Annotated in this window: 20 protein-coding genes; 10 read left to right on the forward strand and 10 right to left on the reverse strand. The window is 42.4% G+C overall.

Features of this window, described 5'->3' with window-relative positions:
• The first annotated feature begins 55 nt into the window (after positions 1-55).
• The 4 genes from purE to M0N77_RS09750 all read left to right on the forward strand — a co-directional run bounded on the left by purE (position 56) and on the right by M0N77_RS09750 (position 3,504).
• On the forward strand, positions 56-601 hold the full coding sequence (gene purE / locus M0N77_RS09735) for a 5-(carboxyamino)imidazole ribonucleotide mutase (RefSeq protein ID WP_353104994.1): 546 nt from the start codon (positions 56-58) through the stop codon (positions 599-601).
• Between the two features lie 201 nt (positions 602-802).
• Positions 803-2,179, forward strand: a complete 1,377-nt coding sequence (locus tag M0N77_RS09740; protein ID WP_353104995.1) for a 5-(carboxyamino)imidazole ribonucleotide synthase — start codon at positions 803-805, stop codon at positions 2,177-2,179.
• A complete protein-coding gene (locus tag M0N77_RS09745; RefSeq protein WP_353104996.1) occupies positions 2,179-2,628 on the forward strand; it encodes a YaiI/YqxD family protein in 450 nt (149 codons plus the stop codon). Before M0N77_RS09740 ends, M0N77_RS09745 begins: the two co-directional genes overlap by 1 nt.
• A 237-nt stretch (positions 2,629-2,865) precedes the next feature.
• Positions 2,866-3,504, forward strand: a complete 639-nt coding sequence (locus tag M0N77_RS09750) for an NAD(P)H-binding protein (protein ID WP_353104997.1) — start codon at positions 2,866-2,868, stop codon at positions 3,502-3,504.
• A gap of 104 nt (positions 3,505-3,608) precedes the next feature.
• Here the strand turns inward: M0N77_RS09750 and epmA are convergent, their stop codons facing one another.
• The 3 genes from epmA to M0N77_RS09765 form a co-directional block, all read right to left on the reverse strand.
• Positions 3,609-4,607: an EF-P lysine aminoacylase EpmA gene (gene epmA, locus M0N77_RS09755; RefSeq protein WP_353104998.1), complete on the reverse strand. Its 999-nt coding sequence runs from the start codon at positions 4,605-4,607 to the stop codon at positions 3,609-3,611.
• Positions 4,608-4,752: 145 nt separating this feature from the next.
• The gene (locus tag M0N77_RS09760; protein ID WP_353104999.1) at positions 4,753-5,862 is read right to left on the reverse strand and encodes a 4-phosphoerythronate dehydrogenase; all 1,110 of its coding nucleotides are present in this window, start codon (positions 5,860-5,862) and stop codon (positions 4,753-4,755) included.
• Positions 5,863-5,956: 94 nt separating this feature from the next.
• Positions 5,957-7,102 carry an AI-2E family transporter gene (locus M0N77_RS09765; RefSeq protein ID WP_353105000.1) on the reverse strand — a complete coding sequence of 382 codons (1,146 nt, stop codon included), beginning with the start codon at positions 7,100-7,102 and terminating at the stop codon, positions 5,957-5,959.
• A gap of 599 nt (positions 7,103-7,701) precedes the next feature.
• Here M0N77_RS09765 and M0N77_RS09770 point away from each other — a divergent pair.
• Together M0N77_RS09770 and M0N77_RS09775 are read left to right on the forward strand one after the other, a co-directional pair.
• On the forward strand, positions 7,702-9,411 hold the full coding sequence (locus tag M0N77_RS09770; RefSeq protein ID WP_353105001.1) for an NAD+ synthase: 1,710 nt from the start codon (positions 7,702-7,704) through the stop codon (positions 9,409-9,411).
• A gap of 295 nt (positions 9,412-9,706) precedes the next feature.
• Positions 9,707-10,981, forward strand: coding sequence for a hemolysin family protein (locus M0N77_RS09775; protein WP_353105002.1), 1,275 nt, complete (start codon positions 9,707-9,709; stop codon positions 10,979-10,981).
• Positions 10,982-11,026: 45 nt separating this feature from the next.
• On the opposite strand, the gene M0N77_RS09780 is transcribed toward M0N77_RS09775, so the two are convergent.
• The gene (locus M0N77_RS09780; RefSeq protein WP_353105003.1) at positions 11,027-11,737 is read right to left on the reverse strand and encodes a YggS family pyridoxal phosphate-dependent enzyme; all 711 of its coding nucleotides are present in this window, start codon (positions 11,735-11,737) and stop codon (positions 11,027-11,029) included.
• Positions 11,738-12,063: 326 nt separating this feature from the next.
• On the opposite strand from M0N77_RS09780, the gene M0N77_RS09785 reads away from it, so the two are divergent.
• Together M0N77_RS09785 and M0N77_RS09790 are read left to right on the forward strand one after the other, a co-directional pair.
• Positions 12,064-13,101: a type IV pilus twitching motility protein PilT gene (locus M0N77_RS09785; protein ID WP_353105622.1), complete on the forward strand. Its 1,038-nt coding sequence runs from the start codon at positions 12,064-12,066 to the stop codon at positions 13,099-13,101.
• A gap of 83 nt (positions 13,102-13,184) precedes the next feature.
• Entirely contained in the window at positions 13,185-14,306 is a 1,122-nt protein-coding gene (locus M0N77_RS09790) for a PilT/PilU family type 4a pilus ATPase (protein WP_353105004.1), read from the forward strand.
• Positions 14,307-14,354: 48 nt separating this feature from the next.
• Here M0N77_RS09790 and fur read toward each other — a convergent pair whose 3' ends face one another.
• Positions 14,355-14,786: a ferric iron uptake transcriptional regulator gene (gene fur, locus M0N77_RS09795; protein WP_353105005.1), complete on the reverse strand. Its 432-nt coding sequence runs from the start codon at positions 14,784-14,786 to the stop codon at positions 14,355-14,357.
• A gap of 284 nt (positions 14,787-15,070) precedes the next feature.
• On the opposite strand from fur, the gene M0N77_RS09800 reads away from it, so the two are divergent.
• The gene (locus tag M0N77_RS09800; protein ID WP_353105006.1) at positions 15,071-15,502 is read left to right on the forward strand and encodes an outer membrane protein assembly factor BamE; all 432 of its coding nucleotides are present in this window, start codon (positions 15,071-15,073) and stop codon (positions 15,500-15,502) included.
• A gap of 48 nt (positions 15,503-15,550) precedes the next feature.
• Here the strand turns inward: M0N77_RS09800 and M0N77_RS09805 are convergent, their stop codons facing one another.
• The 4 genes from M0N77_RS09805 to M0N77_RS09820 all read right to left on the reverse strand — a co-directional run bounded on the left by M0N77_RS09805 (position 15,551) and on the right by M0N77_RS09820 (position 18,573).
• Complete coding sequence (locus tag M0N77_RS09805; protein WP_353105007.1) at positions 15,551-16,018, reverse strand: RnfH family protein; 468 nt, start codon at positions 16,016-16,018, stop codon at positions 15,551-15,553.
• Entirely contained in the window at positions 15,949-17,094 is a 1,146-nt protein-coding gene (locus M0N77_RS09810) for a hypothetical protein (protein WP_353105008.1), read from the reverse strand. The genes M0N77_RS09805 and M0N77_RS09810 overlap by 70 nt, the downstream gene beginning before the upstream one ends.
• Positions 17,095-17,260: 166 nt before the next feature.
• Positions 17,261-17,929, reverse strand: a complete 669-nt coding sequence (locus tag M0N77_RS09815; RefSeq protein WP_353105009.1) for a c-type cytochrome — start codon at positions 17,927-17,929, stop codon at positions 17,261-17,263.
• Positions 17,930-18,240: 311 nt separating this feature from the next.
• On the reverse strand, positions 18,241-18,573 hold the full coding sequence (locus tag M0N77_RS09820) for a c-type cytochrome (protein WP_353105010.1): 333 nt from the start codon (positions 18,571-18,573) through the stop codon (positions 18,241-18,243).
• Positions 18,574-18,849: 276 nt separating this feature from the next.
• Between M0N77_RS09820 and yihA the strand changes: the two genes are divergently transcribed.
• Positions 18,850-19,620 (forward strand): ribosome biogenesis GTP-binding protein YihA/YsxC, encoded by a 771-nt coding sequence (yihA, locus tag M0N77_RS09825; RefSeq protein WP_353105011.1) that lies wholly within the window; start codon positions 18,850-18,852, stop codon positions 19,618-19,620.
• A gap of 81 nt (positions 19,621-19,701) precedes the next feature.
• Here the strand turns inward: yihA and M0N77_RS09830 are convergent, their stop codons facing one another.
• Positions 19,702-20,712 carry an RluA family pseudouridine synthase gene (locus tag M0N77_RS09830; protein ID WP_353105012.1) on the reverse strand — a complete coding sequence of 337 codons (1,011 nt, stop codon included), beginning with the start codon at positions 20,710-20,712 and terminating at the stop codon, positions 19,702-19,704.
• Positions 20,713-21,642: the final 930 nt, after the last annotated feature.

Raw genomic sequence — 21,642 nt, forward strand, 5'->3', positions numbered from 1 at the left:
GCTTTACGGCAATAGTGAAACTTTTGTATGATGGGCTTTTTGAGGATATTGTACTATGAGCACCGCATCTGTCGATCAACCTAGCCCTATTGACTCTCCTGCAGGTCAGCCCAAAGTCGGTATTATCATGGGCTCGCAGTCCGATTGGGCCACTATGAGCAGCGCTGCGCAGCTATTAGCGGATTTTGATATTGCCTTTGCTTGTGAAGTGGTCTCTGCCCATCGTACACCCGATAGACTCTTTGAGTATGCCAAAACTGCCAAAGATAATGGCTTACAGGTGATTATCGCTGGTGCTGGCGGCGCGGCGCACCTGCCGGGTATGTGTGCTAGTCAGACAGCTCTACCTGTCCTTGGCGTGCCGGTCAAGTCCTCTATACTTAGCGGTTGGGATAGCCTGTTATCTATCGTCCAGATGCCAAAAGGTGTCGCTGTTGGCACTTTAGCTATCGGTACGGCGGGCGCTTATAATGCGGCATTATTAGCCATTCAAATACTAGCATTGCATGATAATACTATCGCTGATAAATTAATGAGTTTACGCCAAAGTCAAACCGAGACTATCTTAGCTAGCCCAATCCCCGGCATTATGAATAGCTGATAGCTGACTTATAAAAAATGAGCGACGACAAATCAATTTTTGAATCGTTTTACTTGATATTTATTATTAGATGCGTTCTACTAAACCTAAGGTGCCTATAGTAATAGCGCGCCTTTTGTTATTTTTGCTAGGATCTAAATCTCAATAACTTGTTAATAATCCTAAATCCACTGTACCTATTGTCAAATTAAAGAGCCTGCTATGACCACAGCCAATGCTTACCCTACCTCGCAAACGATTCGTACCATCGGTATTTTAGGTGGTGGCCAGCTCGGCATGATGCTTGCCCAAGCCGCGCTGCCACTCGGTTATCAGTGTGTTTTTTTGGAGGATAATGTAGATTGCCCAGCCAGCCTTTATGGCCGCGTTTATAGTAGCGAGCAATTAGCGGACTTCATTGCTACCGCTGATGTTTTTACTTTAGAGTTTGAAAACACCCCAACCGAGACAGTAGAGCAATTGGCCAATCTTGCCGCCTCAGGTCAAAAACAAGGCATGTTTCCGCCGCCGATTGCCCTTGATATCGCTCAAGATCGTCTAAAAGAAAAGCAGCTCTTTAATGACTTAGACATCGCCACCGTACCCTTTAAAGCGGTTAATTCTCTAGCTGAATTGCAGAAGGCTTGCCAAGAGCTAGGTCTACCTATCGTATTAAAGACCAGTCGCGGCGGCTACGATGGTAAAGGTCAATATGTCATTAAGCAAGACAGTGATATAAAGCTGGCTTGGCAAGATCTCAAAGACGCCGTCTCTGGTAAAGGCAATCTCACCCCAACTCCTGCGCCGCTGATCGCTGAGGGCTTTATTAACTTTAGCCGTGAGGTGTCGATCATCGCCGCTCGAGGGCAAGACGGTACAGTACGCTGTTATGAGCTGGTTGAGAATCATCATGATAATGGCATATTGGCCAAAACTCGCGCGCCAGCTATTGGTACCAGTCATCTATTTGCCAAAGCCCAAGCTGCAATGACGACCTTGATGAATCATCTCAATTACGTCGGCGTGATGGCGCTTGAGCTGTTCGTCAGTAAAGACGCGCAAGGTCACGATTATCTATTAGCTAATGAGATTGCGCCGCGCGTACATAATTCTGGACACTTTAGTATTGAGGGCGCAATCACTAGCCAATTTGAGAACCATATTCGCGCGGTAGTAGGTTTGCCGTTAGGTGATACTGACAATGTGCATCCAGCGATTATGGTCAATGTTTTGGGACAATATCCTAATATCAAAGACGTGCTAGCTATCGATGGTGCTCATTATCACAGCTATCATAAAGCTGAGCGCGCCGAGCGTAAAATTGCGCATATTACTTTAATGCCCAATGACGTCGCCGATCTAGAGCCCGCATTAGCAAAACTGGTCGCCGTATTACCTAACAAAGTAGGCTTAGATAAAACCATTAACTCAGCTCCCAAAGTTTCAGAAGTTACAGAAGTTGCAGAAGTTGATAGTGCTCAAGCCGCTGATGAACCGCAAAAAACAGAGCAAGCCGAAACGGTGACTAAGACAAAAAACGCAACTGGAAATACTGACAATGTGGAAAGTATTGCCAAAAGTAATAAGGACAAAAAGTAATGCAAATCTGGGTCGATGCTGATGCGGTACCACTAATTGCTAAAGACTTGATTATCAAGACCGCTGAGCGTACGCAAACGATGGCGATATTCGTTGCCAATCAGCCGATCAAGCTGCGCAAATCGCCATTATTGCTAATGACCGTAGTACCGCAAGGTTTCGACAAAGCTGATGATTATATCGTTGAGCAGATACAAGCGGGCGACTTAGCAATCACTGCCGACATCCCGCTGGCGAATGATATTCTAGAAAAAGGCGGCATAGTCTTGACGCCGCGCGGTGTAGTTTATGATAAAAACAACATTAAGCAAAAGCTTAATATGCGCGACTTTATGGATACCATGCGCGGTACTGGGGTATTAGAGCTACAAGAGATGAGCGGACAAAAACCTTATGGCGATCGTGACAAAAAAGCTTTTGCTGATGGTCTTAATCGTCTGGTGCGTTAAAGCTTAGCTATAAAGAGTTTCGATAATTAGTAGCCTACTTTTTCTTCTACTTTCTTAAGACCTCTATATTGATCTATCTTCTTGCAAAGCGTATACACTCTGCTACCAAACTTTATGTAATAGGCACTTAACTCAACTAAGTGCTTAACCTATCTTTGTTATGCTATTTCTAACTTAAAAACTTGAAATTTTAAAGTTCTAAAATAGAAACCACATTAATAAAAAATAGGATCAAATATGAAAATTTTAGTGATAGGCGCAAGTGGCCGTGTCGGTAGTGATTTAGTTAAGCAGCTACTCGCTGATAATCACCAAGTCATCGGCACCACTCGCCAACAACAGCAGCTGTTTTCTGACGATAACTATAAACAGCTGGATTTAGATATTACCGCTCACAAAGAGGACATTCAAAAGCAATTAGATGACGATATAGCAGCAGTTTATTTCGTTGCCGGCTCTGGCGGTAAAAAGATACTAGAAGTGGACTTACATGGTGCGGTAAAGACGATGCAAGCCGCGCAAGATAAAGGTATTAAACGCTACATCATGCTTAGTACGGTGTTTTCATTGGATACTAGTAAATGGGACCATGAAGGTATCAAAGACCTCAAAGGCTATTACATCGGTAAGCATTATGCCGATCAGTGGCTCGTCAATGACAGCAGCTTGGATTATACGATCGTCCAAGCAGGCGCACTAAAAGAACGTGAAGGCACAGGTAAGATTGCTATCAATAATGACAAAGCTGGCGAGAATGCTATCGAAGATGTAGCCGCTACTTTAGTTGCAGTGTTAAACGCTGATAATACTTATAAGAAGGTCTTTAATATGCAAAATGGCGAGACTGCGATTAGAGATGCTATTACTGACTTATAAAAACAATAGCAGACTTATTAATAACAGACTAATAGGTTAGTTGTATAAAAAAGGGATAAGCTATTGAGCTTATCCTTTTTTCATTAGCTAAAGTATTTATTTAATTATGCTTGACCACTAGGAAAGGGTATGACTTCAGAGATGCTTTTTGCTCCAATGATTACCATCAATAAGCGATCTAAACCTACCGCTATGCCACTACAAGTTAGCAACTCATCACAAGCGGCTAAAAGGTACTCATCGATAGGCATTGGCGGCAAATTATGTTGTAACCGCTGCTTATTATCCGCCTCAAAGCGCGCTCTCAACGCTGGTCCTTCTGCTAGCTCGTCATAAGCATTGGCAATCTCAATACCATTGATATACAGCTCAAAACGCTTGGCGACTAGGTGGCCTTCTTTATCAAGTGCCGTTTTGGCCAAAGCCGCTGTCGCTGGCGGATAATCAATAATCAGCGTTGGCAAATCATAACCGAGATTGGGCTCAACTAGATGACTGAATAATAAATCTAGATAGCTTTGACGATGATCGGCTAGCTCTACTTCATCATTAGTCAAATTCAAAACCTCTACGCCCTTATCTTGCGCTACTGCCTGTAGCGCTGTGAGACTTGCGGTCAAAGGATGAATACCGACATAATCCATAAAGGCATCGATATAGCGATAATGATTTAGGATAATCGGATAGCCGTATAGCGCCTCCAATAACTGACCAAGCTCCTCCGCCAAATCATGCAGATTGTAATGCGGCTGATACCACTCAAGCATAGTAAATTCGATATTATGCCGAGAGCCTATCTCATTATCGCGAAACACTGGACAAATCTGATAAATAGCCACTTGCCAGCTAGCTAGTAATCGCTTCATCGCAAACTCTGGCGAGGTATGTAAATAAAAGGTGTGAGGCTTATCTTGGTAAGTCACTTGCGCGGCAACCGACTGCAAAAAAGTATCCGTATTTGCCGCTTGCGAGAGTAGCGGGGTTTGTACTTCTAACACTTGCCGCTGCGCAAAAAACTGGCGGATAGTCGCTAGCATTTGCGCGCGCTTATGCCCCATAGCTAAAGTCATGGTTGGCGCATAAGTTGGCTTGTCAACTGGCATATCGGTACTCGTCTTTCTGCACTATAATTGAATCACTATAAAACTAATAATATTAGCATATCGATTTTATTTCGAACTGACTATACTAGGGTCTGTTGAATACATACTAGCTAAACTAATGGTTAATTTATCCATTCAAACTTTGTTAAAACTGCCATTCACGGCGCAAATGATAATCGCGTCTAAGCTGATCAAAATCGCTACCACTAACCTGTCCGTCTGCGACTTTTTTGCGTAACGATTTATCATCTTGCTTGATATCATAAAACTTGCTTAGCCTATCAGGATTATTCTTTAATTCTGACCATAAATAAAGATTGTCAGGCAGTAAGTTTTGCATAGACTGCTTTGGGGTGATATTAAGCTTATGACATAGCGCATCATAGATCATCTGCGTACCGCGCAGTTTACCTTCTAAGCTATAACCAGCGATATGCGCAGTCGCTATCGCTAAGTTATTCAATAAGGACTCAGCCACTATCGGCTCATGCTCAAAGACATCGAGCACCACTTGGCGATTAGTGCGCTCAATATCCGCCGCTAAGGCATCAGCAGCGATTACCGGACCGCGGGCACTATTTATCAACAAGGTATTGGCAGGCATCAATTGCAAAGCTTTAGCATCAAGTAGATGATAAGTCGGGTAGTCGCTAGCCTCTGCCTGAGTCAAAGGCAAATGTAAGCTAACCACATCGCTGTCGTTTAGCAGCTGCTCAAAACTAGCATTATTAACCTTCGAGGCGGGCAATAACGGATCATAGCCTAACACTTGCCAGCCCAGATCAGTAGCATATTGGGCAAGGGTACTACCAATATTACCTAAGCCAATAATACCCAAAGTTGGGGTTTGTAACCAATACTCTGGACGCAAAGTCAAAATAGCAGTAATCACATATTGCGCGACAGAATGCTTGCTGGAGCCTGCGGCATTAGCAAAGCTAATATCTCGCTCGCTTAGATAATCTTGATCGACATGATCGGTACCAATAGTCGCTGAGCCGACAAACTTAACGCTTTGATTATCACCTAATAACTGCTCATTTATCGGCGTTACTGAACGAATTAATAATACCTCAGGCTGATGCTCAGCAAGTAGTGGTGCATCGATATCGCGGCCTGCTACCTTAATAACAGTAACGGTTTGCGCTGTATCCTGCCCAAGCGTTTGCGCATTAAAAAAATCATCAAGGCTAGCGATATTACTATCGGCGATAATGGTCAACGGTTTGGCTTTAGTGGTTTGGGTATTAGGCATTATCAGCCCCTCTATGATTTAAATTTTTAAGGTTTCGCTCAAAATAAGGTTTTGTTTAAAACAATAGCGCTAGCTGCAAGCTAGCCCGCCCCTCTTAGCGTTTTTTACTCGGTTTATCCGGCTTCTCCGTCAGTGATACCACGCCATCACCTGACAATACGACGTCTTGCGGCGCAAATACCTCGTTTTTATGATTAGATATCCACTCACGCCATACCGCCAAACCTATAGCTAGCACCACAGGACCGATAAATAAACCTACAAAACCAAAAGCGGTTAAGCCGCCTAACACGCCGATGAAAATAATAATAAAAGGAATTTTGGTCGCGCCGCTGATAACGATAGGACGAATTAAATTATCGACCCAACTAATAACCAATATACCCCATAATGCTAGTCCAATGCCTTCTGCGGTTTGCCCTTGACTCAACAGCCAAACAGAAACCGCGCCCCAAGCAAATGGCGTTCCAAAAGGAATTAAAGCGATAATAAAAGTGATAATCGTTAAAGAGATAGGACTAGGAGAATTTGAGAAATAGTAACCCACTCCAGCCAGTAACGCCTGGGCTAGTGCGGTCAGACCAATACCATAAACGACTGCACTGGTAGTCGTCCCTACAGAATCTATATAACCATCAATACGGTTGCCAATGATATTGCGTAGCGCTTGTCTTATTTGACGCATCAAGCTGTTGCCATCGCGATAAAAGAAAAACAGCGTCATCAGTGCCATACCAAGCTTTGCCAAACCGCTAAAAACGGCATCAAAAGCGACCTTACCATAGTATAGATGCGACTGAATCCAAGTCCGAAACGCCTCAAGCGCGCCTTCAGGATTTTTATTAATATTCCACAGAGTGTCTTTTATTTGTTGACCGATAACCGGTAAGTCTTTGATAGAGTCCGGCACATCCAAATAGCCCGCTTTTACCCGATAAATGATATTGCTATACAAGGCAACGGCCTCTTGCTGCAAAATGAACACCCCTATCACTAAGGGAACCCCTATGATCAAGGTGATACTCACCGTCATAATACCCGCACTCACGCTGGAGCTGAGCTCTACTTTTTCATTAAAAAACTTATAAATAGGAAAGGTGACATAGGCCAAAATAGCGGCCCATAAAGCTGGCACAATAAAAAACTGTATCACCTGAAAACACAGAATGAACAGTACGACGAGTAGCGTTATGGCAAGCAGACGCTGAATAATAAACTCTTTTGTCCAGTTTTCAATCATAAGTAGCAACCGAGAACGTCCCCTAAAAACCAAAGTGTTTTTAGGGCAAGATTTAGAAATATAAAACTATGAGGATATACAAAACTTTATCGTCAGTCATTATGCAATAACCCACTACAGAACAGTAATAGTATGTTGTAATTTTTACTTACAATTTTATGGCTAAGGTTAGCTAAAGCCAACACTTCATAATTTTTAAAAGCTGTGATCAAGCCTTTTAAAATAAAACTACCGGTCAGTTATTACTCTCACCTTTATACTTGTCAGTATCAAGACTAACCAGTCATCTATAGGCTAAATGAGATTGGCATTCTCGTAGGCTTGGCAATTGATGTTATACTAAAGGCATTGTGTTTGCTTTTTAGCAGCGACTAAATTTACCTCTACCCTGCCCTAATGATGCGTTTTATCCTGTTTATGTAATAAGCTAAGATAATTTGACTATTGTCCCAATTGGAGAATGCGGTTATTTGCAGCCAGCTATAAATAGCTATAACAGGATTAAGCTCTGATTTGAATAAAGATAAAAACTTTATTTAATTTTTTGTTCAATTTATAACAACTCATTACTCAGATGATATATCTATAGGAAAATAACAATGTCAAAAGACAACAACACTAACTCTACTGATAAAGATAAAGCCAATAAACCTAGCAGTGCTAATCATTCAACCGATAACACTCCTGATAGTGTGACTTTTGCTCTAGCGCAATCGCATTTTTTGGTAGGTGATATCGGTGCCAATACCGACAAAATGCGCAAACTAGCTTTGCAAGCTCGCGACCAAGGCGCTGATGTCATTGTCTTTCCGGAGCTAGCCTTATTAGGTTATCCTCCGCAAGATTTATTACTACGTCCTAGTCTATCTGGCCGAGTAAAAAACGCTTTATCCGCCCTTAGTGATATCGAAGACATCGTGATGATTGTCGGCTACCCTCATGTCGATCATCATGGCACCTTTAACTCAGCCGCTATTTTGCATAATGGTCATCAAAAAGGCTTTTATCATAAGCAAGTCTTGCCAAATTATGGCGTGTTTGATGAGCGCCGTTACTTTGATAAAGGCCGTAATCAAGTGCTATTTGATTATAAAGGTCTGACTATAGGGCTGCTTATTTGTGAAGACTTGTGGGAAAAAGCGCCTATCAGCGAGCTCAAAAAACAAGGCGCTGACTTAATTATTAGTCTAAATGCCTCGCCTTTTGAGATTGATAAACAAGATAATCGTAAAGCCATGCTAGCTAAGCGCAGCAGCGAGCATCAATTGCCAATTCTGTACATCAACGCCGTTGGTGGTCAAGATGACTTGGTATTTGATGGTGGCTCGATGGCGGTACAAGCTGATGGTACTATCGCGCATGAAGCCTCAAGATTTATGGATCAGCTATTACTAGCCCGCTTAGAGGTTGATAGCGCTAAATTTGATACTCAGCAAAAAGCGCCGTTAAAGCTTAGCCGAGAGTCTGAGATGTACCAAGCGCTCGTAGTCGGTCTACGCGATTATGTTAATCATTCAGGCTTTACTGGGGTCATTCTTGGTCTCTCTGGTGGTATCGATTCAGCGCTAACCTTATGTATTGCAGTCGATGCGCTAGGTGCTGACAAAGTTTATGCGGTGATGATGCCTTATGAATACACCTCAAAGGTTAGCTTAGAGGACGCACAAGCGCAAGCTCGTCGCCTAAATGTCTCTTATACCGTCTGCCCTATCTTTGATGCAGTCGAGGGCATTCGTCATACCTTAGCGCCTTTATTTAATAAATCGCCTGCTGATACTACCGAAGAAAACATTCAAGCGCGCGCTCGCGGCGTTATCTTGATGGCATTGTCGAACAAATTTGGTCATCTAGTGATCACCACTGGCAATAAGTCTGAGCTGGCCGTGGGTTACTCAACTTTATATGGTGATATGGCGGGAGGCTTTGATGTGCTAAAAGACGTTTATAAAACCCAAGTTTATGATTTAGCCACTTATCGTAACCGCTTAGAAGATACGCCTGTTATTCCAGAGCGCGTGATTACGCGTCCGCCATCTGCTGAGCTACGTCCTGATCAAAAAGATCAAGACAGCTTACCTGACTACGATATCTTGGATGGTATCTTGACGCTATATATCGATGAGGATAGAGGCTATCAGGAGATTATCGATAAAGGTTTTGATAGTGAATTGGTCGCCAAAACTATTAAGATGGTAGATAATAGCGAGTATAAACGCTTGCAAGCGCCTATCGGCACCAAGATTAGTCATAAAGCCTTTGGCCGTGAGCGCCGTTATCCTTTGGTCAATAAATGGTCTATCAAAGGCTAAGCGCTAGATATTGTTAGTTAGCCGTAGTGAATTCCATATTGAAAGAATACAGTGGGACTGATATGAATATTTTGCAGCCTCTGTCAGCGTAGACACCGCACGCCAAAAATATTTATATCAGTTCTCCGTCACAATACGACATATCTATTTTATCTGCTATCGACTATAGCCAATATTTTTCTTATTTTATAATTAGCTGGGTGCTTGCCCAGCTTTTTTAGTTTTTATTGCTAAGCAATTATCTTCTCAACCCTCAATACTTTTATTTTATCTTCTCTTTTTATCCGAGTCCCTCATGAGCTTGCTTACCGCTAGTGTATTTATCTTTATCTTAATTGCGCTAAGCGCTATCGTCTCAAGCTCGGAGTTAGCTCTAGCTTCCGCCCGCAAAATAAAACTGCAAGTCATGGCCAAAGAAGGCGAAGTAAGAGCGCTTGATGTACTCAATATGCAAGAGCAGCCCGGCAGCTTTATCACGGTGGTACAAGTAGCGCTAAACGCAGTAGCTATTCTAGCTGGGGTCATCGGTGAGTCTGCGGTCAGCCCTTATCTGCAGCATTTATTGGGTAATGAGACCGCCGCTTCTATCCTCTCTTTTATACTAGTGACTAGCGTATTCGTACTGTTTGCCGATTTGATGCCTAAACGTTTGGCTATGTCCAACGCTGAGGCTATCGCGGTCAAAATGGTACGGCCGATGATTTTTTTGATTTTTATTTTCAAACCTATCATTTGGATATTTGATGGTGCTGCAAACGCTTTATTTAAGATGATGGGTATCTCCACCGTCCGTCAAGATGAGATGACCTCAGAGGACATTTATGCAGTAATGGACGCCGGCGCGGAAGCTGGCGTCATCAAACGTCAAGAGCACCATTTGATCGAAAATATCTTTGAGATGCAAGAGCGTACGGTTACCTCAGTGATGAATCCGCGCGAGCATATTGTTTATTTTGATACCACGACTTCTACAGAACAAGTCGTTGAGGTGATGATCAAGCAGCCGCATAATAAATTTTTGGTATGTCAGGACGATGATTTAGAACACATCGTTGGCTATGTAGAGTCCAGGATGTTTTTGGCAGCAGTCCTCGAAAAGCAACAAGTCTGTCTGACGGATAAAGCTTTACTAAAGCCGGCGCTGTTTGTTCCTAATACTTTATCACTGTTTGAGGTGCTCGAGACTTTTAAATCCACTGGAGCAGATTTTGCGGTTATTGTTAATGAATACGCCTTAGTGGTTGGCGTTATAACACTTAAAGATGTGATGAGTATCGTGATGGGCGAGCTAGTTACTCTTGAGGAGCAGCCTATCGTTCAGCGCACTGACAACTCCTGGCTGATTGATGGTATGACCCCGATTGAGGATGTTATTCGCGCTTTGGGGATTGTTAATCTGCCGCAGAGCCAAAATTACGAGACCATTAGCGGCTTTATGATGTATATGCTGCGCAAAATTCCCAAAAAAACCGACACTATCGAATACGCCAATTATCGCTTCGAGATACTTGCGACTCATAATCTAAAAATCAATCAATTACTAGTAACCAAGTTCGATGACGAAGCTTAAATGTAAGCACAAACATAAGTAAAAAATAGCTTTACTAGTCGCCCATTAGTCACGCGCACCAAAGATAGCAGTACCTACTCGCACCATGGTCGAGCCATTGGCAATCGCTTCGGTCATATCGCCGCTCATGCCCATACTTAGCGTATCCCACGCGGTAAGCTCTGGGTTTGCTTGCTGCACCTCGTCAAATAACTGCTGAGTACGAGTAAAAGCATCCGTATCCACCTTGGCAGGGATAATCATCAGACCGCGTAATTGCAGACGCTCATAGCTTTTAATAGTTGCTATCAATTCTGGTAGCTGCTCAGGCTTGCATCCTGACTTGCTGTCTTCATCATCAATATTGAGCTGGATTAGCACATTGAGCGGCGGCATATTCTCAGGGCGCTGATCGTGTAAGCGCTTGGCAATAATATCGCGCTCAAGCGTCTGTACCCAATCAAAATGCTCAGCAATATCACGAGTTTTGTTACGCTGAACACTACCGATATAGTGCCAAACGATATTTTGTGCTTCAGGAAACTTGCACAGTTCAGTAATTTTTTCAATCGCTTCTTGGAGGTAATTTTCACCAAAATCACGCTGGCCATGCTTTGCTAAAGCCAAGATCATCTCACTAGCTTTAGTCTTTGACACGGCCAGTAGTTTTACCTCGTCTGCTTGACGACTGCTTTGCTGACAAGCTTGCTCTACTTGCTCTTTTACTTGCTGCCAGTTAGTGATTAATTTATCCATAGCGATATTATCAGGGCTCATAAAGGACTCAGTTATGTCATTAATATTATTGGAAGATATTTTTGTATATTACGACTGTAAAATGCCGCGCCAATCTATTTTTGCATTTTATTTATATAGCAGATGGTTAAATAAGCCTAGTCTTGTTATGATATTGTTACATGAATTAACGTAAGCGTATTATAAGTTAACCATTAAAAGTTAGCTCTTTGTTACTAGCCGCTTATAAAAACGAATCGAAATAACATTCATCAGCTCAAAAGAATATCTATTCTCAAGGACTAGCTATTCACTAGCCTCATCTTTATTGTTAATAGGAATGTCCAACTATGACTGAAAAAAGCGCTATTAGTATAGAAGACTTATTGCAATTTACCGTCAAGCATAAAGCCTCTGATTTACATATTTCAGCTGGAATGCCAGCGATGATTCGCGTGGATGGCGAGATGGTTCGTATTAATATGCCAGCGATGAGTCATCAAGTCGTGCATCAGCTTATCTATGACATTATGAATGATAAACAACGCGCGGACTTTGAGGAATTCTTTGAAACCGATTTCTCTTTTGCTATACAGAATTTAGCACGCTTTCGGGTCAACGCCTTCAATCAAGATCGCGGCGCAGGGGCGGTATTTCGGACTATTCCCTCGACAGTTTTGACTTTAGAAGATTTGGGTATGGGCGATATATTCAAAAAAGTATCCGACTTTAAACGCGGTATCGTACTAGTTACCGGCCCTACTGGTTCTGGTAAGTCAACTACCCTTGCCGCCATGATTGACTACATTAATGAGACTCGTAAAGAGCATATCTTGACCATTGAAGATCCTATCGAATTTGTCCATCAGTCCAAAAAAAGCTTGATCAATCAGCGCGAAGTGCACCGTGACACTTTAGGTTTTGAGCCTGCCCTGCGCTCGGCACTGCGCGAAGATCCGGATGTAATTTTGGTAGGCGAGCTACGTGATCTTGAGACTATTCGTCTGGCTTTGACCGCCGCAGAAACGGGGCACTTGGTGTTTGGTACCTTACATACCAGCTCAGCGGCCAAAACTATTGACCGGGTTATAGATGTCTTTCCAGCCGCTGAAAAAGATATGATTCGTGCCATGCTCTCAGAATCGCTACAAGCCGTTATTTCACAGACTTTGCTGCGCCGACAAACAGGCGGACGTATCGCTGCACACGAGATTATGATTGGTACGCCGGCTATTCGCAACCTGATTCGTGAGAATAAAATCGCTCAGATGTACTCGTCAATTCAAACTAGCGCAGGCGATGGTATGATTACTTTGGATCAAACCTTAAAGAATTTAGTTAGTAAAGGCATAGTAGCTAGAGACGTCGCTCGTCCTTATGCTAAGCAGCCCGAGACTTTTTTATAATAAATTTGGCTCAAAAAGCTTAAGTTTAAGCTCTTTAGCGTTTTGTCTTATCCCTTATTTCACTACTACCTGTCAGGTAAGCCATGGACTTTGAGAAACTTCTACAATTGATGATTGCAAAAAACGGTTCTGATCTTTTTATTACCGCTGATGTTGCCCCTTCTATAAAGGTTAATGGCCAAATCTTTCCTGTAGGTAAGACGCCGCTTAATGCTGAGCAAACTATGAAGCTTGTCAAAAGCGTCATGACTGGCGCTCAGCAACAAGAATTTGAAGCCACTAACGAGTGTCAGTTTGCCATTACCGACGAGGCGCAGCAAGCTCGTTTTCGTGTCAGTGCGTTTGTACAACGTGATATGGCTGGGATGGTATTACGGAAAATTGAAAGTAAAATTCCAACGGTTGAGGAGCTAGGTCTGCCCGAATCGCTAAAAGAGCTTGCCATGAAAAAAAGAGGCATCATCTTATTAGTAGGCGCTACCGGAACGGGGAAATCCACCACCCTTGCCGCTATGATTGGCCATCGTAATAGAAACTCTCATGGCCATATTATAACGGTGGAAGATCCTATCGAGTTTGTCCATCAACATCAAGGCTGTATTATTACTCAGCGTGAGGTAGGCATCGATACTCATTCTTTTGAAGCTGGCTTAAAAAACGCTTTACGGCAAGCGCCAGACGTTATTTTGATCGGTGAGATTCGTAATCCGACAGTTATGAGTTATGCCATTCAGTATGCTGAAACCGGGCATTTAGTTTTTGCCACTTTACACGCTAACAATGCCAATCAGGCCATTGATCGTATTATTCACTTTTTTGAGAGCAATCGTCATACTCAAACCTTTATGGATTTGTCCCTTAACTTGCAGGCTATTGTCGCTCAGCAACTTCTACCTACTAGCGATGGCAAGGGCCGATGTGCAGCTATCGAGATATTATTGAACTCACAGCTGATAGGCGACTATATTCGTAAGGGTGAGATTCATGAATTAAAAGGAGTGATGACGCGTTCGCGTAATAGTGGTATGCAAACCTTTGATCAAGCGCTGTTTGATTTATACGAAAGCGGTAAGATAGACTACGAAGAAGCTATTAAACATGCCGATTCGCCCAATGATTTACGCCTACAAATCAAGCTCAATAGTAAAAACAACAAGCGTAATTTTGAGGATAATAGTGGTAATCTATCCTTAAATAAAGGTTAAAAGCAGCATAATAAGAGTTAAGCTGCTTTTTATGGCCTTAAACTCTAGCTATCTAGCATTATCTTGGCACTCTTGATTGTTGCAGATACCATAAAGCACTAATGAGTGGCCTGACAATCTAAAACCATGCTCTTCTGCCACTTTAAGCTGCTCTTCTTCGATAACCTTATTGTGGAACTCAATAATCTTGCCACAAATATCACAAACCAGATGATCATGATGCTCATCTTGAGTAATCTCAAAAACCGATAAGTTATTTTCAAAATTGTGGCGCTCAACGATGCCAGCTTGCTCAAACTGGGTCAAAACTCTATAGACAGTAGCTAAACCTACATCCTCGCCCTGCTCAATAAGCGCTTTATAAACCTCTTCGGCACTCATATGATGAAGCTCGGCTTGGGCGAGTAGCTCTAATATTTTGACACGCGGTAAGGTTACTTTTAACCCCGCTTTACGTAAGTCTTGATTGGTAAAAGCCATAATATTCCTTCTGACTGTTAAGTCTTAGCAAATAGAGTAAAAAGTTCACTACTAAAAATCACTAACCCTAAAATCGCTAGCCGTTAGGGTCTTAAAAATTATAAGAGCTAGCTTCAATAGTGCAAGTCTATGAATTTACACTATAAATCATTAGCTGTGATCTAAGGCACTGTGTAAATAATGTCGTAAGTGGTAGGCAATTGCAAGTAAATGACGTATCATTTGTTGAAGATTGCCGCTCAAAGCTGCATGAGTAGCCGTAAGCTGTGCCCCACCCATTTTTTATGAGTCATCTTATCATGATAAAGTCGTTAGTTTTCCGTAAGCCAAATCTTCTATCTCATTGCCAATCTTCTTTTCGCAAAGTGATGATTACTATCACCTTAGGCGCTAGTGTCGCCTTATCTGGCTGCTCATTATTTAGCGTTTATAAGATCGATTTGCCCCAAGGAACGCCTATTACTCAAACACAAGCCCAAAAACTACGCGTGGGTATGAATCAAAATCAAGTGCTTTATATTTTGGGTAGTCCGGCTATCAGGGATACCCTTGCGCCCAATCGCTGGGACTATATTTACGATTTTAAAGCGGGTACAGAAGGGGCGCGTAAAGGTATTGCTGATGTCAAAAATGCCAGTCAGCATCTGATTGTCTACTTCGATGACAATGGCCTCGTCACTCGCATCGAAGGCACAGAGTCGCTCCCAGCTTCTTAATTTTTGGCTCAGTATTATAAGCTTTATCTCTATAATAACGCGTGTTAATTAGCGATTGGGTGGACGACTTTTACTTTTATTTTTGCGCTGAGACATAGGATCAGCGCTCAAACTACGATAGACCTCGATACGATCTTGAGCTTGTAATTGATAATTCAAAGGCTGCTTTTGTGAGTAAATACCGACATGCCAAAGCTTAGCTTTGGGCACTGTAATATCCGCTACCTGCTTGCACCACACTGCTAAATCCTCAAACCGTGATAACCATCCAGCTTGTGCTAATGCTTCATGCAAGCTAGTGCCTTCTTGTACTTGTAGTGTCAGATAATGCTGCTGCTTTGCGCTCTCAGCATAAGCTAGATGCACCGTAATCATAGGCGTTATGCTATTAAGCTTTTTATTGAGCTCTGCTTTATCTGCATCAGTGAGATCAGCTGGATTAACCACTACATTACCCAACCGATAAAGGCCAAAATCATCGCTAACGGCACAATTAAACGTATCGCTATGCGCCATAAATTGTACAGTGCCTCATTACCAAAATTTAGCGATTTACGCAAATGGCTAATCTTCATCTGCCAACCGGCAAAGATAGACAGCAATAGCACCGCAATACTACTGCTAATCACTAGCAGACCCACCAACCATAGAATAGGGATAGCGACTACCAATATAGCAACTACTATTAAGACGGCTAATAAACTCACAAGTAGACCAAATTTGTACGCTAATTGCTGCGCACTATAGTGCAATAAGTAACTGGCAACAAACAGCACTCCAAACCAATAAGACAGCTGGCCGATAGGCGGTAAAGATAAGGCACTGGTCAATAACGCCACCGCCCCTACTATAAGCTGTAAAGTCCAAATAGGTAGGACCATTTTCGATGCCGGATGGCGATTTGCGACGCGGTTAGTAGTTGAGCTTGCCAAACTAGCGACTGGGCTATCATAAGGATCAGCAGCAACCGCTGTTATGGTTTGCTGATTGATTAGATGTTGGCCAAACCAATACAGACCTGTGCCCGCTCCAACGCTTACTAAAGCTAGCGCTACCGCACGCGCCCACTCTGATAAATTAATACTAGTCATAGCAAAGTCGATGCTTGGTAAACCGTTTGCCAATCCTAATAATAAACCTATGACAATAAGCCCTAATCCTAGCGGCAAAGTAGTCGCACCCAATAGGCTTAATAATACCACGATGACTACTAAGCCTGCTGCTAGCGCAAAACTGGGAAGATTAGGAACACTATTAAGCTCAGTTAATGCTGCTATTACGCCACTACTAGCGGCCGATATTACTAATGCAGCAATAACAACGGCAACTATGGCGGCTAGCCAACCAAAGCTACGCCAAACAGGACTAGCATCTGCTTCGCGAGTCAGCTTTTGCATACCAGCTAGCGGTGCATCGACACTTCGATAGGCTAAGGCAATCTCAGCATAGACCACAGGTAGTGAGACTAGTATCATCGCCAATAACCATAGTAACCAAAAATCAATCTGACCCACTAAGGTAGGCGCAAACCAGCGAAATAGTAACAGCGGTAATAATGCTGCTATAAAATAAGAAGCATAGCGGCTCATCATAGTTTTAGTCCAAACAAGCTAAGGTTAATTATAATAATAAGAAAAACAGTTTAATTATTAAAAGGGATTTAGGGTCAAAAAGCTATAAAAAAACCCCGAAAACGGGGTTTAATACTTTATTGACCAATAGTCTATACGCTCTGATAATAGCGTCTAGCAGACTGTCTTAGTGAATAGCACTAATGTAGTCTGACAAAATACGAATGTCACGATCAGATAATCTCGATGACACCATCTGCATCATGCCTTTTTCGCCTTCTTTTTCGGCATCATTATAACGCATCTGATCTTTACCGGTTACATCGTCATCACGGCCAGCCGCGCGAAAGAGTTTTAGCTGCGTGGAGATATATTCGGCATGTTGCCCACCTAAACGTGGAAAGGCCGCCCAAGTATTACCAGCAGCGTCAGGACCGTGACAACCAGCACAGCCAATCACGCCGCGCGACTTATCACCACCTAAAAATAGCTTAGTCGCTTCTTGAGTCGTGGCAGGATTAGCCAGTCCAACGCCCCAAGTAGGTTGCTCAGAATAGTAGCCTGCTACGTTAGCTAAGTCTTGCTGTGATAGATTAGCCACTTGCGACTGCATAATACCGTTAACACGATAGCCTGACTTAAAATTGACTAATTGCTTATATAAATATTTTACGTTCTGACCACCTAGGTTAGGCTGTGAAGGTACAACACTTACACCATCCACACCATGACAGGCAGCGCATACTGTTTCAGCGATTTGTTTACCTGCATTAGCGTCATATTCGGGAACAGTAATAACAGCTTGTACGCTGAAACTTGCAACACATAAGCTGGCGGCAGCGATTAACTTTTTCATTGATACAAATCCTACTAGCTCGGTGTAAGCATTACTTGAGTGTTTGTAACTTAGCACAGTTGAGTCATTATTCTAGCTCAACATCTGACAAATAAAACTAGCCTTACTACTATTTAGCAAGGTTCACTATGTCTTAGAGTCTCAATTACAAGCCGCCCAGAAGTACTTACTAACATCAGGGTTTATTTTCGATTATTATAGCAAGACTTTACAAGATTTGCCTAGTTAATCGTAGTATCTGATAGTTTTTATCGTCAAATTGTAAAGCTACGCCTAGAAGAAAAGCGCTAATACCAAGCTGGTTTTTTGATTTATTCGCTCATATAATCTATTAATTTTCGATAATCCTCATCACTACAGTCACTGCATAAACCGCCCGCTGGCATTTGTATCATGCCACTCTTTACTGAGTTGACTAACGCTGACATACCTTTTTGCTGTTTGAGTTTATTCCAGGCCGCGCTGTCGCCTTTTTTGATAGCTCCTAACGCACCGCTATTATGACAGGCAGCACATGAATTCTCATAGGTCGTTGGAATATCAGCGGCCATAGTGCTGCTCATGAGTCCACTTAGCACTATAGTAGCTATACTAGCAGCCAAAGTACGACTCGTCTTTGCAATGGTTTTGGTGAATAAACGCATGAAGTACCTCCTTTAGTTCATCGTTTGGCTCATCGTTGCTAATGCCACATCTGTTATTGTAACAAGATATGTCATCTTAATATAGCTGGTTCCTGTTGGCTTATAGTACAGCGTCCTAATAGACAAATCAGGTTCACCTCACTATAACGCGCTTATTTTTATCAAGCTCTTTGGCTTAGCCGTTAATATTTAATTAACCTTAAGTGCCTATTCGCTTTAATGTTATGCTGTTGTTGATATAATGCCCCTATTAATTATTTCAACAATGAGTCCGTTATGAATACCCCATTCAATGATGTTGCCGCAGAACATGCAGCCTTCAATACCAAAGCTCGCCAGCGTATTCAGCAGACTGAGTTTATGACCTCAGCGCCTACTTTTCGCCTCTGTCCTCCCGATGCTGGCTTGGAGGTAGCTTTTGCCGGTCGCTCAAATGCTGGTAAATCATCAGCGATTAATGCTTTGACCAATCAGCGTCAACTGGCCCGTTCCTCAAAAACTCCAGGACGCACGCAAATGATTAACTTTTTTAATATTGGCGATACCGATAGACGCTTGGTTGATTTGCCAGGTTATGGCTATGCTGCGGTTCCACTGGAGATGAAAAAAGAATGGCAGGTAGAATTAGAGGAGTATTTGGTATCGCGTGAGAGTCTTGCTGGGCTGGTACTACTAACCGATATACGTCATCCGCTGAAGTTTTTTGATGAGCAAATGCTGCATTGGGCCAAAGCAGGCGATCTGCCGGTACATATCTTACTAACCAAGGCCGATAAGCTCAAATATGGGGCTTCTAAAAACGCCCTACTTAATACCCGAAAACATCTAAAAAAGAGTGGCCTAAATTGTACTATTCAGCTGTTTTCAGCGCTTAGAAAAGAGGGCTTAGATGAATTGGCTGGGGTAATGGGTCATTGGTACGACTACAAGCTTGATGCAGAAGGTAATATTCAACAACAAGCTACCGAAACGATTAATGCAGATGCCGATGAAGCTAATATCAGTACCGATATAGATAATGAAACTAGTAATGCTAGCGAGGATTAAAAAAACCATATAACTGCAAAAGGCCACCTTATTATTTAATAAAGTGGCCTTTTTAATGAGTCAAGCTTAGTTATTGTTAAGTTACTCAGGAAGCTTAACTTGCTCAGGCAGCCAATCGGCCATATCTTCTGGCAACGGCGCAGTAATAGTCTCATAGCCTGGGATATCTAAGCGCCAAGCGTGCAAGCACAGACGATGGACGCCTGACTTGTCATGGACGTTATATTTATCATCGCCCAAGATAGCGTGGCCAATATGCGCTAAATGAACGCGAATTTGATGAGTGCGTCCGGTCAAGGGTTTGGCTTCGATCAAACTTACGGGCTGATTGTTAATACTAAAACGGCCATGAACGACAATATCAGTTTGGCTCTCTTTTGCCTGCTCGTCTTGTAGCTCAACTTTGACGCGGCGCTCGCCATTAGCTAGGGTATAACGCAGTAAAGACGCGTCAATACGCTGCTCATTGAGCGCAGGCTGACCTTTGGCTAGACATAGATAATGCTTTTGAATGGTTTTGTCGACTAGGCGCTGCTGCAAAGCTTTTAGGGTTGAGCGCTTTTTGGATATCATCAACAGTCCTGAAGTATCTTTGTCAATACGGTGGATCAGCTCAAGATACTTTTTGCCAGTGACCTCGCGCATCGCTTCAATCACGCCAAAATCAAGCCCACTACCACCATGCACTGCAATACCTGAAGGCTTGTTGAGTACTATCATACCCTCATCTTCATAGACCACGCGCGCTAGCAAACTTTTGGCAAACTCAGTACTGATAATAGGCTTATCACGAGTCGCTAATTGCACAGGCGCAATACGGACTACGTCTTCGCGCTGTAGCCGATCATGGGCTTTGCAGCGCTTATTATTAACACGCACCTCATCTGAGCGAATCATCTTATAGATGTGCGCTTTTGGCAAACCTTTGAGACGATTGAGCAAAAAATTATCCAAACGCTGATCATGTTGATGGCGCGTGACTTCTAAGTAGTTGACTTTGCCAAAGTTACCAATTTCATCGTCAGCGCTTTGCGGACGGGTTTTGCTATTGAAAATAACAGGAGCTTCATGGCTAGTTTTGTCATCGGTCATTGTTGAATTCGTCATTTTTAGTTAGGTATTTACACAAAGATTTGTTATAGTTTAGCATGTTGAGCGCCAATGACGGTAATGTTACGCGTCTCATCCGCTTTTAAAGCAAGATATTTGCTAATAAACCAAATACCATTTACTTAATACGCGCATAACGACAATTTATTTGACGACTTATAGTTAATTCTTAGGACTTACAACCCTTTGATTATCCATCGTTAAGGTCGCGCTATTGAGCAAGTAAAAGTAGTTTGAAGTGAAAATTAATAGCTGACTTACTAAATTAGTTTTAACAACTATTGGCGGTCAAACAGATTGAACCGGTAGCGACGATAACCTACCAGATAGCTTAGTAGCTATTTTAATACCTATTTATTAGTGCTAACTAATTAGCATTGGATAAGGTATATAGAATTTAGATTTTTATTTTGTTTGCCAAGTACGCCCCGCTGACCTGAAGCCTAGCTATAGATAATCAACCATAACTATCATTGTAATAAATGTTTTACTTATAAAATAATAGATAACTCCTTTAAAGGTCTAAACTGACACTTAGTGATTAACACCCTCTAAGGTCAACTGAACGCTTACAACCACTGTATAAACAATATTGATTGCTCCACTTCAATAACCTATTGTGTGCCCTTATCTGACACTAGCTAAGACGATCAATTTTGAGATAGTATTAAAAAAACAGTTCTGTTAGTGATGCCGCCAAGCCAAATTTATAGCCTTACAACCTGTAGGTTTTGCCGGTAGCAACTCGGCAGTTAGTAGTAACTTAACAGTAGGCCCATGATAAAAAGGCGTGTTTACACAGCAAGTTTTCTCTATTACTTTAAAAACATTTTTAATGTGCTGACACTCATACTGATATGATAATCAGCTTTATTTGCCAATAAGCCATAAAACCTAGCTTGTCGTGATTGT

It is taken from the genome of Psychrobacter sp. AH5 (assembly GCF_040371085.1).
Lineage (GTDB): Bacteria > Pseudomonadota > Gammaproteobacteria > Pseudomonadales > Moraxellaceae > Psychrobacter.